This window comes from Salegentibacter sp. UBA1130, from assembly GCF_002311535.1.
GTDB lineage: Bacteria > Bacteroidota > Bacteroidia > Flavobacteriales > Flavobacteriaceae > Salegentibacter > Salegentibacter agarivorans.
Window position 1 is genome coordinate 35817 of record NZ_DCAP01000021.1, and the last position, 13639, is coordinate 49455.

The 13639-nt window shown below is 36.3% G+C and carries 13 protein-coding genes and 1 riboswitch; of the genes, 9 read left to right on the top strand and 4 right to left on the bottom strand.

Annotated elements, in window-relative coordinates:
- The first annotated feature begins 122 nt into the window (after positions 1-122).
- Positions 123-405: riboswitch (cobalamin riboswitch) on the top strand.
- 34 nt (positions 406-439) lie between these two features.
- Together B4F31_RS08175 and B4F31_RS08180 are read left to right on the top strand one after the other, a co-directional pair.
- A complete protein-coding gene (locus tag B4F31_RS08175; RefSeq protein ID WP_286761046.1) occupies positions 440-2281 on the top strand; it encodes a TonB-dependent receptor plug domain-containing protein in 1842 nt (613 codons plus the stop codon).
- An 84-nt stretch (positions 2282-2365) separates the two neighbouring features.
- The gene (locus B4F31_RS08180) at positions 2366-3457 is read left to right on the top strand and encodes a YncE family protein (RefSeq protein WP_093306288.1); all 1092 of its coding nucleotides are present in this window, start codon (positions 2366-2368) and stop codon (positions 3455-3457) included.
- An 88-nt stretch (positions 3458-3545) separates the two neighbouring features.
- Here the strand turns inward: B4F31_RS08180 and B4F31_RS08185 are convergent, their stop codons facing one another.
- The gene (locus B4F31_RS08185; RefSeq protein WP_286761047.1) at positions 3546-5030 is read right to left on the bottom strand and encodes a S41 family peptidase; all 1485 of its coding nucleotides are present in this window, start codon (positions 5028-5030) and stop codon (positions 3546-3548) included.
- Between the two features lie 120 nt (positions 5031-5150).
- Here B4F31_RS08185 and B4F31_RS08190 point away from each other — a divergent pair, with 120 nt between their 5' ends.
- The 4 genes from B4F31_RS08190 to B4F31_RS08205 are packed head-to-tail and all read left to right on the top strand — an operon-like array spanning position 5151 to position 7196.
- A complete protein-coding gene (locus B4F31_RS08190) occupies positions 5151-5666 on the top strand; it encodes an RNA polymerase sigma factor (protein ID WP_286761048.1) in 516 nt (171 codons plus the stop codon).
- Positions 5647-6099 carry a hypothetical protein gene (locus B4F31_RS08195; RefSeq protein WP_286761049.1) on the top strand — a complete coding sequence of 151 codons (453 nt, stop codon included), beginning with the start codon at positions 5647-5649 and terminating at the stop codon, positions 6097-6099. Before B4F31_RS08190 ends, B4F31_RS08195 begins: the two co-directional genes overlap by 20 nt.
- A gap of 1 nt (position 6100) precedes the next feature.
- On the top strand, positions 6101-6628 hold the full coding sequence (locus B4F31_RS08200) for a DUF4252 domain-containing protein (protein WP_075327101.1): 528 nt from the start codon (positions 6101-6103) through the stop codon (positions 6626-6628).
- A 22-nt stretch (positions 6629-6650) separates the two neighbouring features.
- Positions 6651-7196 (top strand): DUF4252 domain-containing protein, encoded by a 546-nt coding sequence (locus B4F31_RS08205; RefSeq protein ID WP_208225814.1) that lies wholly within the window; start codon positions 6651-6653, stop codon positions 7194-7196.
- Positions 7197-7254: 58 nt separating this feature from the next.
- Here the strand turns inward: B4F31_RS08205 and purB are convergent, their stop codons facing one another.
- Both purB and B4F31_RS08215 read right to left on the bottom strand, forming a co-directional pair.
- Complete coding sequence (purB, locus tag B4F31_RS08210) at positions 7255-8592, bottom strand: adenylosuccinate lyase (RefSeq protein ID WP_286761050.1); 1338 nt, start codon at positions 8590-8592, stop codon at positions 7255-7257.
- Positions 8593-8688: 96 nt separating this feature from the next.
- Complete coding sequence (locus B4F31_RS08215) at positions 8689-9372, bottom strand: SIR2 family NAD-dependent protein deacylase (protein WP_286761051.1); 684 nt, start codon at positions 9370-9372, stop codon at positions 8689-8691.
- Positions 9373-9520: 148 nt separating this feature from the next.
- On the opposite strand from B4F31_RS08215, the gene B4F31_RS08220 reads away from it, so the two are divergent.
- From B4F31_RS08220 to B4F31_RS08230, 3 genes are all read left to right on the top strand, one after another.
- On the top strand, positions 9521-11485 hold the full coding sequence (locus B4F31_RS08220) for a hypothetical protein (protein WP_286761052.1): 1965 nt from the start codon (positions 9521-9523) through the stop codon (positions 11483-11485).
- Positions 11486-11657: 172 nt separating this feature from the next.
- A complete protein-coding gene (locus tag B4F31_RS08225) occupies positions 11658-12317 on the top strand; it encodes a TrmH family RNA methyltransferase (protein WP_286761053.1) in 660 nt (219 codons plus the stop codon).
- A gap of 22 nt (positions 12318-12339) precedes the next feature.
- The gene (locus B4F31_RS08230) at positions 12340-12882 is read left to right on the top strand and encodes an SRPBCC family protein (RefSeq protein WP_208225810.1); all 543 of its coding nucleotides are present in this window, start codon (positions 12340-12342) and stop codon (positions 12880-12882) included.
- On the opposite strand, the gene B4F31_RS08235 is transcribed toward B4F31_RS08230, so the two are convergent.
- Positions 12879-13634 carry a carboxypeptidase-like regulatory domain-containing protein gene (locus B4F31_RS08235; protein ID WP_075327093.1) on the bottom strand — a complete coding sequence of 252 codons (756 nt, stop codon included), beginning with the start codon at positions 13632-13634 and terminating at the stop codon, positions 12879-12881. The two genes, B4F31_RS08230 and B4F31_RS08235, sit on opposite strands and share 4 nt — an antisense overlap.
- Positions 13635-13639: the final 5 nt, after the last annotated feature.

Consider the following 13639-nt stretch of genomic DNA (forward strand, 5'->3'; position numbering starts at 1 on the left):
CGGGGCAAGCTCTGAAACAAGTTAAGGATGACGAAAACTTTTATATAGAATATTTATAATTAGGAATTTTCAAAAGTAAGATTATTTAGAATTTAATGGTCGCAACTAAAATAAATGTTTAATTTCGCATTGAAATTTTTGGTTCGGATGTGTTTTTCACGCCGATTAAAAGGGAATCAGGAAAAGTATGATTTTGGAAGTACAAAATATGAAGCACGAAGTTTTCTTCGTATTTCAAACTTCTACCATCTAACTTTATTAAGCCTGAGCTGTTCCCGCAACTGTAAGCTAAGTCCCGAAAGGGATGCTTGTTGTTATCACTTCAAAAACCACTGTTCTTATTTGGAATGGGAAGGTAAACAACAAGACGCGAGCCAGGAGACCTGCCAAAATATAACCAATAAATTCTTAGACTTTCGGGATAAAAGTCAGAGTGCAGATGAAAAAAACGCGATTTTACATTCTATTCCTTGGCCTGCTATGCAGTTTGCCTGTATTTGCTCAAAACGATACAATTAACGTTTTAGACGAAGTATTTTTGACAGATATCAAGCTGAAAGACTTTTCTACCGGCCAACAGGTTACCGTTTTAAACGATTCAGTTTTAAAGAAAAACGGGGCGCTGCTTACTTCAGCATTAAATTTCAACACCAATATCTATTTTAAAGAGAATGGACTGGGAATGGTTTCCTCACCTTCCTTCCGCGGAACAACAGCCTCACAAACAGCGGTTTTATGGAACGGGATTAATATAAATTCACAATTTAACGGCCAAACCGATTTTAATGCTCTAAACGCAGGCGGATTTGATAATATTAGTGTTCGTGGTGGCGGCGGAAGTGTAGTTTATGGTACCGGAGCCATTGGAGGAACCGTTCATTTAAATACCAATCTTGATTTTACCGGAAAAACAAAGCAGGATATTTTCTTTCAATATGGCAGTTTTAATACCCTCGATGCCCGGTATAAAATAAAGACTTCAAGAAAAAAATGGAGTTTAAGTCTTGCTGCGGCTAGAAATTCATCAGATAATGATTATGAATGGCCCATTGAAGACAGAAAGAACGAGAATGGGGAGTTCTACAATAGCAATTTAAATCTTGGATTCGCGTATCGGTTAAATGAAAAAAACACTTTAAAATTTTATAGTGAAATTTTTGATGGGGAGCGGCATTTCTCCCTGATTCGCCCGTCAGAAACCAAAACAAAATACCAGAATTTTGATACCCGAAATTTATTGGAATGGGTAGGAGAGTTTGGTGATTTTATTTCGGTTGCAAGGTTAGCCCATCTAAATGAAAATTATAAGTTCTACGGGAATATTACTGAAAATCAATCTTCCTCTGGCAAAGCGCAAATCTTGATTGGCAAATACGATTTAAATTATTCAATTTCAAAAACTTTAGAGCTAAATGCTGTACTCACGAACACGTACACCGATGGTAGCGGCTCTGGAATTACCGAAAATATCCGAAATATATTTTCTTCGGCATTCTTAATGAAGCATAGGCCATTTCAAAAATTTCAATATGAATTGGGAATCAGAAAAGAGATAACCGAAAATTATGAAAGTCCGTTACTATTTTCTGCAGGAACACATTATGATTTTACCGATTTCTATAGTCTAAAAATGAATATTTCCAGAAATTTTAGAATTCCCACTTACAACGATCTTTACTGGGCCGGTGCCGGTAATCTTAATTTACGCCCCGAAACTTCTAACCAGGTTGAGCTTGGAAACCATTTTAAACATAGAAACCTGAAGTTTAGTCTAACCGGTTATTATATTAAAATTGATGATATGATACGCTGGTTACCTTCCAGTAATAATATTTGGCGTCCAAGAAATGAAGAAAAGGTAGAAACCTACGGTATTGAGGTTTTGGCAGGCTGGGAAAAAGAGATTTTTAAAGATCACCAAATTAGCGCCTCTGGTACTTATGCCTATACGGTTTCAGAAAATATGAATACGGGATACCAACTTATTTATGTACCGTTTCATAAAGCCACAGGTGCACTTACTTATGCTTTTAAAGATTTCAGTATAGATTATCAGCTTTTATATAACGGAGAGATTTTTACCAGATCTGATAATAATTCCCGCTATAATATGGATGCTTATACGGTTTCAAACCTTGGAATTTCATATGATTTGGGAAAAACAAGTACTTACAAGATTGGAGCGAGGGTGCTCAATATTTTAAACGAAGAATATCAAAGTGTAGAAAACCGGTGGATGCCCGGCAGAAACTTTAATATATACCTAAACCTTAATTTTTAACCAGCATGGTGCTGGAAGCAAATATTCTTAAAATCAGATTTTTAAACTGCTTATTTGCTCCGCTCTTTGCTAAAATTCTAACCAATGAAAAGAATTAGTAAACTATTAACTATGGCCGTGATAAGTGGCTTATTTTTGAATTCCTGTAGCAGCGATGACGATGTTGTGGATCCTGAAATAGAGCAACCTGAAAGCACCTATGCAGATGGATTGTTTGTGCTTAATGAAGGTGGTTTCGGTAACAATAATAGTTCAATATCATATATTGATAATGATTTTTCTAATCTAGAATCCGATATATTTTCTACAGTAAATGGTTCTTCTCTGGGAGATACAGGGCAGAGTCTCACATTGGATGATAATTATGCATATATCGTTATGAATGTTTCCAATATAGTTCAAATTGTTGATCGGTATACTTTTGAGCACATTCATACAATTGAGGAGGGATTAAGTAATCCACGGTATCTTACTTTGGTAGACGAGAAGATATATGTTACCAATTGGGGAGATGCCTCTAATGATACAGATGATTATATCGCTATATATAATGCAAGTACCTATGAATCTACTGGAACAATTAGTGTAGGAGAAGGGCCTGAAAAGATTATTAATGATAATAATAAACTATATGTAGCTTTACAGGGCGGCTATAATTATAATAATAAGATTGTGATTATAGATCCTATTTCCAATACTGTGGAAGTAAGTATAGAAATTGGTGATTCTCCTAATGCAATAGAGATATCAGATGGCTTCTTGTGGGTAATGTCTGGAGGAGTACCCGGTTATGCTCAAGGAGTTGGTGAAACAGCTGGCAGTATTTCTAAAATAGACTTATCAAATAATGAAATAACAGAAGAGTTGATTTTTCCAAATACCACAGATCATCCTTCAAATTTTGAAATTGAAGATGATACTATTTATTATACTCTCAATGGATCTGTTTACTCTATGGAAGAATCTGCTACAGAGTTACCTGAGGAGAGTCTTTTTACTTTTACTGATATTACTTCTTTTTACGGATTTGAAATCGAGGATGGATATTTATATACTGGCGATGCAGGAGATTATAGCTCAAATGGTGTGGTAAGAATATATAATTTTGAAGGAGAAATAATTTCACAATTTGATTCCGGAGGCGTAAGCCCAAACGGTTTCTACTTTACCGATTAAAAACTGTTTTTTTTGTTTATTCAAATTTGAATAAAAAAGCCCCGTTTCACAACTGAATCGGGGCTTTGCATTAAATATACTTTTAAAATTACTGCTTAAATTCAGCAGCTTTTTTCCTTATTTCTTCAGGAATTTCGTCTATATACATTCTTTGGTAATCTACATCGGTATCTCCACGCTCACCAATTTTAGTAAATCTGGAATCGTAAGAAACCGCAGGAATTGCCATTCTATTACCGGTAATATCGGCAAGAGCTGCAGCAAGAAGTGGTTCTTCTGGCTCACCTAATGGCAAAAGATTTACAATATCTTCTTCAGCTTCAATATCTGGAACTAAACCTTCTTCATAATATGCATCTTCATTCGCATTTTTAGATTCATAAATAAGTGGTTGAATTACATATTTATGATTCGGATTTCGGTTTTGACGTAAAAAATTTGGAGAATCATATAATGGGGCCGCCGCCTGGAATTTCCCTACTGTACCTTCTCCAACGTGAACTACTTCAATATAGGGAGCTAGACCATTCATTACTAATTCACTGGCAGAAGCTGTAGAACCTGTACCTATTATATATACTTTACTAAGTCCAAGGCTGTTTATCGCTTCTTCTGTTCTAATTTTATCATTAAACCTATCTACCAACTCTTCTTCGGTAAATTGACTTTGTAATAGAGCGTTCCAGGTTTGTTTAGAGAAAATTTCGCCTTTAAACTGCCCGGTAATCATACTGGAAAGATCTACCGCACTTTCTACAGAACCACCGCCGTTGTACCTAAGATCTAAAACCAATTCGTCTATACCTTCAGCTTTTAAAGCTCCAAAAGCAGCGTTTAATTCATCATCAAAATCGGCGGTAAAACTATTATACATAATGTAGCCAACACTTATTCCATCTACTTCTACTACTTTAGATAAAAGAACCGGATTTTCGGTAATTTCTATTCTGTTTAGTGCTATGGTTTCATCGGTATTACTAATAATATTATCGTTAATTTCAGCTACTGTAATTTCATAGCCATCTCTTCCTAAAAGAGATTGATAATTATCAAGGTTCATGGTTTCCCCATCAATATCGGTAAAAAGAGTACCACGAGTAACGCCGGCTTCATCGGCAGGACTATTTGGTATCACATACCGTACATAGGCTAAAACTCCATTACTGCCAAATCTTACCAATCCATAATCCATTCCGGTTGTAGTTTGAATTCCAGCTTGATTATTTTCCAAAATAGTATAATCATCTATAATAAAGCTAAAACGATCTTTTGGCGCAGGAACTTTTAATCCGTTATTAAAAAGATCTTCGGGAGAATCAAAACTAGCCAGCCATTCATTTTTATCGGCTTCAGAATCAAAATAATTCTCACCTAATTCTGGAACATCGGCTTCATATACATAGTAGATGCTCATTGCATCATATAAATAATTTTCGATTTCTAAATTAGGAGTTTCCCCCGGCTTTTCGCCTCCTGGTTCAACCGGGAAGCGTTCGTCATCACTGTCTTTGGAGCAACTGCTCAAGACTCCTGTAGCCAGGAATAAAAGTAAAATTAGTTTATTAATCTTCATAAAGTTAAGTTTGTTTTAGATTGCTAAAAATACCCACATTAAATTAAATTCAAAATCCTATTGTAACAAATATTACCGCTAATCGTTTTAAAGGTAAGAAGGTTATTAAACCAACCATACATGAAACAACAAGCCTTCCTGGAAAAAATTAACCCGGTGAAAGATAAAATGTACCGGCTTGCATTGAGACTGCTTATTTCTAAAGAAGCTGCAGAAGATGCTACCCAGGAAGTAATCTATAAACTATGGGCTCGAAAGGACAAACTCAAGGATTATACCAATGTTGAAGCTTTTGCAATGACTACAACAAAAAACTATTGTTTAGATGAATTAAAAGCTAAAAAGAATAATAATTTAAGAATTGTTCATCAGAATTATGAGAATAATTCAATTTCGCTCCAAAGAGAACTGGAGGTTAAAGATGAAATGCTGTGGATAGACCAAATTTTAAATGAGTTGCCAGAACAGCAAAAAATTGTCTTTCAGCTTAGGGATATTGAGCAATTGGAATTTGACGAGATTATTGAAATTACTAAAATGAAGGCTACGGCCATTCGGGTAGCCTTATCTAGAGCTAGGAAAAAAATAAGAGAAAGCTTAACAAACAAGCATAATTATGGAATTACAAAAAATTAGAGAATTACTGGAAAAATATGATGCCGGTGAAACATCTCTGGCTGAAGAAAATGCACTTCGGGAATATTTTCAAAAAAATGAGGTGCCGGCCGATTTAAAAAGTTATGGGTTATTATTTTCTTTTTCAGAAAAAACCAGAACACAAAAAATGCAGCGGGAAGTAGAACTTCCGTCGCAAGCAAAGGGGAATAAATACTTTTGGACAGCCATAGCGGCAAGTATAATTGTAATAGTGGGACTTTTCTTTTTTCAGAATAAACCTACGGAAATGAATCATAGTGATCTTGGTACAGTTCAGGATAAAGAGGAGGCTTTGCAAAAAAGCATGGAAGCTTTAAAAATGGTTTCCGAATTAATGAATGAAGGGAAAGAAGACCTTATATACCTAAAAGAATTTAATAACACCAAAGATAAATTTATAAAAACCGAATAATATGAAAAAGATAGCAATAGTTATTATTATTGGCCTTTTACCAGTAATAACGCAAGCCCAGTCGTTTGCCAAGTATGAAAATATGAAGGATGTTGATGCGATGGTAATGACCAGCAAGATGTTTAAAATGCTTGCAAAAGTAGATTTAAGCGAAGATAACCCAGAAGCCAGGGAATACCTGAAACTCATTGAAAATCTTGATGAAATTAAGATGTTTACCAGCACCACGGCTTCAGTGCGAAATGAAATGCAAAAAGATGTTGAGCGTTATTTAAACTCAAATTCTTTAGAGCAGTTAATGCGAGTAAACGAAGATGGGAAAAATATTAGGTTTTATTCTAAAGGAGGAAAAAACGATAATTATGTAAGCGAGCTGTTTATGTTTATGGAAGGTGAAAAAGAAGGTGAACTAATTTCTGTTATTTTGAGTATTACCGGAGAAATAGACCTTTCGCAATTATCGCGCTTAACATCAGACCTTAAAATACCAGGTGCTGAAGAGCTTAAAAATGTAGAAAATAAATCTTAGATCAACTTAAAATCAATATAAAATGAAATCAATAAAAATTTTAGGCCTGGCACTGGCGGCTGCAGCCTTTGTTTCGTGTGCGAACGAGCCGAGTTTGCAGGAGTATTATGTAGAAAATCAGCAGGACAATAAGTTCATCGCTTTAGATGTACCTACCAGTATGTTTACCAACGCTGATGCCCTGGACGAAAATCAAAGAGCTACGCTGGAAAGTGTGAAGAAAATTAATGTTTTGGCTTTGCCGGTTAAGGAAAGCAAAGAGGAATATGAAGCCGAAAAAGCTAAACTAAGTAGTATTTTGCAGGATGAGAAGTACCAGCTATTAATGAAATATGGCTCAAACGATCGTAAAGCAGAAATTTATTTTACCGGAGACGAAGAGGCCATAGACGAAATTATTGTTTACGGGTATGATGATACCAAAGGAGTGGGAGTAGCTCGTGTATTAGGTGAAGATATGAATCCGCAGAAATTGATGGAACTTATGAAATCGCTTGAAAAAGGAGACGTAGATGTAGACGGTTTAAAAGGAATTACCGGTATGTTTAAAACAGAAATTGAAGAATAGTTTTTTAGTTGAAACTATTATAGAGGTTGTTTGAAAATTCAAACAACCTCTTTTTAATTTAAATACCCGTGTAATTTTGCGGGGTTATTTTTTTAAGTTCCTCTTTTACTGCATCAGAAACCTCTAAGGCTTCAATAAAATCGGCGATACTCTTTTTATTGATCTTTTCGTTAGTTCTGGTAAGACCTTTAAGCGTTTCATATGGATTTTTAAATCCTTCGCGGCGTAATATAGTTTGAATAGCTTCAGCAACAACCGCCCAATTAGCTTCAAGATCAGCATTTAGTTTTTCTTCATTCAGCAATAATTTATCCAGTCCTTTTAAGGTACTTTTAAAAGCAATACTTGTGTGCCCCATGGGTACGCCAATATTTCTTAGAACCGTACTATCAGTAAGATCTCTTTGCAGACGGCTAAGTGGTAATTTCGCTGAAAGGTGTTCAAAAATAGCATTGGCAATTCCTAAATTTCCTTCACTATTTTCAAAATCTATCGGATTCACCTTATGAGGCATTGCCGAAGAACCTATTTCACCTTTTTTGATCTTTTGCTTAAAATAATCCATAGAAACATAGGTCCAGATATCACGATCTAAATCTATTAAAATGGTGTTTATTCTTTTTAAGCCATCAAATAGCCCAGCCATATGGTCGTAATGCTCAATTTGAGTGGTTGGGAAAGAATGGTGTAACCCTAATTTTTCCTGGACAAAATTAGTTCCAAATTCTTTCCAGTCGGTATTTGGGTAAGCAACTTTATGAGCGTTAAAGTTACCAGTGGCTCCGCCAAATTTGGCGGCGTGTGGAACTTTATTTAAAAGATCTAATTGAGCTTCTAAACGCGTGATAAAAACTTCTATTTCTTTACCTAAACGAGTAGGGGAAGCCGGTTGCCCGTGAGTTCTTGCCAATAAAGGGACATTTGCCCAATCCTGGGAAAGCTGCGTGAGTTTAGAAATTATTTGTTCTATTTCAGGAATATACTCGGCTTCAATTGCATCTTTTAAACTTAATGGAACCGCGGTATTGTTGATGTCCTGTGAGGTTAATCCGAAATGGATAAATTCTTTATAAGCTTCCAGGCCTAATTGATCAAACTTATTTTTTATAAGATATTCTACCGCCTTTACATCGTGATTGGTAGTTTTTTCAATCTCTTTTACCGCCTGTGCATCAATCGTAGTGAAGTTTTCATAAATGGTGCGCAAATCACTAAAAACCGAATGATCTACATCTTTAAGCTGGGGTAGTGGTAATTCGCAAAGCGCAATAAAATATTCAACTTCAACCTTTACACGATATTTTATTAGGGCTTCTTCGCTAAAATACTGCGAGAGCTGTTTGGTTTTGGAATGATATCTTCCATCTATTGGAGAAATGGCGGTTAGCGGTGTCATGTATTTGATTTAGAAATTAAAAGCCGTAAATATACTGCTTCCAAATAATCTTTAAAACCGCTGTAGCATTTCTTTTTCTATGAATAGTAGGAAATTTTATGCTGAATTCTTTAATTCCTTTACCAGCTGAGGAACGCCAATGGAAGCTTTTTCTGCAATAATATGAAGATTCCCTTTTTCCTGAATATTAGGTTTCGGGTCTATAAAATAAATGGGAATTCCTTCGGGCGCAAAATCTACCAGGCCTGCTGCCGGGTAGACCTGCATTGAGGTTCCTATAATCATAAGTATTTCGGCTTCAGCTACAATTTCCATAGCTTTCTCAAACATAGGCACCGCTTCTCCAAACCAAACAACGTGGGGCCTAAGCTGATATTTAAATTCGCAGAAATCTCCGGGGTTAATATCCTGTTTCCAATCTAGTACAAGATTTTCATTAAAAGTGCTTCTGGCTTTCAATAGCTCGCCGTGCAAATGGGTAACTTTTGTACTGCCGGCCCTTTCGTGAAGATCGTCTATGTTTTGAGTAATTATTTCTACGTCAAATTCTTTTTCAAGTTCAGCCAGTGCAGTATGCGCAGCATTAGGGTCTACCGTTAATAATTGCCGGCGACGTTGATTATAAAACTCTAAAACCCTTTTTTGATCTTTTTCCCAACCAATAGGCGATGCAATTTCCATAACATCGTGGCCTTCCCAAAGGCCATCGGCATCCCGGAACGTTTTAATTCCACTTTCGGCACTCACCCCGGCACCGGTTAAAACCACTATTTTTTTCATATTAACATAGTTTGGGTGCTATTTTTATAAACCTTAACATCCGTTAAATCCAGCTCCCTCGTATCTATCTATAGATTTGATAACGTAAAAAGCATTTTGTTGCTTTTTCTTATCTCTAATTTACTAATAACTTAAAAATTTTAAACTTATGAAAAAATTCTTACTTGCTATTTTTATAGCACTACCGTTTATGTTTATGAGCTGCAGCAGCGATGATGATGCAGTAGACCCCGATGGAGGGGGCGATGATTTTGAAGGGGAAACAAAATCCTTTCAACTTTACTCCGTTGCCGATCCTTCAATTTCAGGTACAGCTACATTTATGGAAAATGAAGATAACAGTACCACCGTTGAGCTTGAATTAGACGGAACTCCAGATGGAGGAATGCACCCAGCACATATTCATTATAATACCGCTGCAGAAGGTGGAGATATTGCAGTTTCTTTTGAACCAGTAGATGGATCTACCGGAATGAGTACAACTACTTTCTCTACACTAGATGATGGAACAAGTATTACTTATGAAGAAGCTATAAATTTTGATGGATATATCAATGTTCACATAAGTGCTGACGATCTTGGTACTTTGGTTGCCCAGGGAGATATCGGTCAAAATGAACTTACCGGAGAATCTAAAAACTATATGCTTGAAGAAAGAGCTATAGAAGGAATTTCTGGAAATATAATGTTTGAAGAAAGAGTAAATGGTGAAGCTTTAGCAACCATTATGCTTGATGGCACTCCAGACGATGGTGAGCATCCCGCCCACATTCATATGGGATCTGTTGTAGAAGCACCGGGAGATATTGCTTTTACTTTTACACCAGTGAACGGAGCGACCGGAATGAGTAAAACCAATGTTGCGGAATTAAACGATGGTACTGCATTTTTATATAACGATATACTTAATTATGATGGTTATGTAAATGTTCACCTAAGCGCAGATGAACTTGGAACACTTGTAGCTCAAAACGATATAGGTGGTAATGAACTTACTGGCGAAACTAAATCTTACGAGCTTGATGAAAGAGCTGTTGAAGGAATTAGTGGAACGGTAATGTTTGAAGAACGTATGAGTGGTGCTGCCCTGGCGACTATTATGATAGATAATACTCCTGAAGATGGAATGCACCCTGCACATATTCATATGGGCTCATTTACTGAAGGCCCAGGCGATATAGCTTTCACTTTTAATCCGGTAAACGGAGCAACCGGAATGAGTATGACCCAGGTAGAAATGTTAGACGACGATACCGAATTTGGATACGAAGAAGTATTGAATTATGATGGTTACGTTAACGTTCACCTAAGTGCAGAAGATTTGGCTACTGTTGTTGCCCAGGGAGATATAGGAGCAAATGAATTAACCGGAGAAAGCAAAGCTTACCAATTAGGAGAAAGAGCTGTTGAAGGAATTAGTGGTTCTGTAATTTTTGAAGAAAGAATGAGTGGAGAAGCCCTGGCAACTATTATGCTAGAGGGAACTCCAGAAGACGGAATGCACCCTGCTCACATCCATATGGGAACTGCCGCTGAAGGTGGCGATATAGCTTTCACTTTTAATCCGGTAAATGGAGCTACCGGAATGAGTATGACTCACGTTGGGATGCTTGATGATGATACCGAATTTGGTTACGAAGATGTATTAAATTATGACGGTTATGTAAACGTTCATTTAAGTGCAGATCAACTTGGAGTTATTGTAGCTCAGGGTGATATAGGTCAGAATGAACTAACCGGCGAATCTGCTTCTTATGATTTAGGAAGTGTAGATGTTGATGGAATAATGGGAACTGCAATGTTTGAAGAACGTGTAAACGGCGAAACTTTGGTTACTATTATCTTAGATGGGACTCCTGATGGTGGAGAACACCCTGCACATATCCACGTTGGTTCTGTTGAAGATGCACCAGGAGATATTGCCATCTCTCTAAATGCAGTTGATGGTGATACCGGAATGAGTATGACCAATGTTTCAGCTTTTGACGGGGAAGATGCAGATATGATAGATTATAATGGGCTTTTAGAATATAACGGTTATCTAAATGTGCACTTAAATGCTGAAGATTTAGAGACGCTTGTAGCTCAAGGTAATGTTGGTTCTAATTCTTAGAACTTAAATGTTGATGTTAGAGTGAAAAACCCGGTTTCAATGAGGCCGGGTTTTTTTGTATTCATTTTTAAACTTTTTATGAATTATAATTTTAATTTTTTTCAGTTGAAAATTTTAAAAAATATTCTCGCGAAAACGCTCCACTTCAAGTGGGGTTTTATAATTTTAGCCCATGCAAAAAACCAGTCTTCTAGAACATCTTGAAACATTTCTTACACCACGACGAATTGCTTTATTCAATAAGGTGATTGCAGAACGAACCAATCATTTTACGGTTGCAACCCAAGATGTTTATCAATTACATAATACCAGTGCGGTAATTAGAAGTTGTGAGGTTTTTGGAATTCAGAATATTCACGTAATAGAAGAACGCAAGCCTAAACGAATTGACCGAGAGATTGCGATGGGCGCCCAAAAATGGGTAGATGTTAACAGGTATTCCACTTCAAAAGAATGCATACAAGAATTACGAGAAAAAGGCTATCAAATTGTAGCCACCACACCGTATGGAGAAAGCACTGCCCTTAAAGATTTTGATATAGAAAAACCTTCGGCTATTTTCTTCGGAACCGAAAAAGATGGTTTAAGCGATGAAATTTTGAATGAAGCCGATTGCAGGTTAAATATTCCGATGTTTGGTTTTACTGAAAGTCTTAATATTTCGGTTTCTGCAGCTATTATTTTACAGAGCATTACTTCAAGACTAAAAAGTAGTGAAATTAACTGGCAACTTTCTGAAGAAGATAAAATTAAGCTGAAATATGAATGGCTAAAAAAATGTATTAAAAATTCAAATTCAATTATAGCGCAATTCAACACAGAAAATCCTTAAATTAGTTAAATATTTTTTTCTAATGACCCTCTTTTTTTACCTACTTATAGCGTTTATCACTTTTATAGCTTTTCTGCACGCCTGGGCAAAGAAAAGGTATGACATTAGCCGAACAATGGTGATCAATGCTCCGAGAGACGTGGTTTTTAGCTATGTACGGCAATTAAAGAAACATCCGCTTTGGGTGCCCTGGTTTGCAAAACATCCTGAAGCAGTTTTAAAACATAAAGGTGAGGATGGAAAATTAGGAGCGGCTATTTACTGGAAAAGTAAGAATAACGAAATAGGGGAAGGGCTTCAAAAAATTATAAAAGTAAAACACCCAAGAGTTTTTGAGACTCGCGTGCTTTTTGTAAAACCGGTAAAAGTGAGTATGCTTACTTATTTTGCAGCAAAAGAACTGGAACCGGGAAAATCTAAAGTAGTTTGGGGAATTCGCGGTAATTTACCGTTTCCACTTTCAGTAATAAGTTTGTTTTATAGTGCCGATAAATTAATGGGCCAGGATCTCGAAAAAGGCCTAATTAGTTTAAAAACCACTATGGAAAAAGGAGTAAGGGTTTAGTTTCTTTGTAAAACCCTGTATTCTTCGTAGCAACCACTTAAAGCGTCTAAAATTTGCAAATCGTTTGCCGATCTTAAAAAATCTTTAGAATAGCTACAGCGCTGTAAGATTTCATCAATTTCTACTTTATTGATTGGAAGAAGTGCGATAAGAGTTTCCCTGTCAAATTTATTACGTAGAAGTGTTCTTATTTCATCATCTTCTTTCATTTGCCTTAATTTTCGCATTTGCTTTGGTTTCTTCCCAAAAATATTATGCATCAAATCGGCAGGATTAAAAATAGCTCCCAAAGTACGGGAAACCGCACTGGCAGAATTATCTCCGCCTTCGTAACCGGCATTTAAGCCCGAGATGCTATAGCGGTTATTCTCATAAATAGGAATGTTCCTGGCATCAATCTCTAAATATCCGGTAAGAGTAACCGGTTTTAAAACCACTTCTTCTAAAGCAATTCCCAACTCGGTCATTTTAACCTTTACATTTCCATATTTAAGCCAGTCGTTGGTAACCCTAACTTTTATAGGTCTAAATCCAAGATAAGAAAAATAGAGAGTATCGTTAACTGTGGCCTGTAATTCAAAGGATCCGTCTTCTTCACTAACGGCACCTTTAACCTGGTTTAGGTTTACAATATGAACTTTTTCAATAGGTTTATCGTCGGCAGCGTTCATAACGGTTCCCGATACAACATCCTGTGAAAATGCCTGAAAAGCTAAAAAAAGTAATAAAAAGGTAAAAAGGAATTTCTTCATAACAA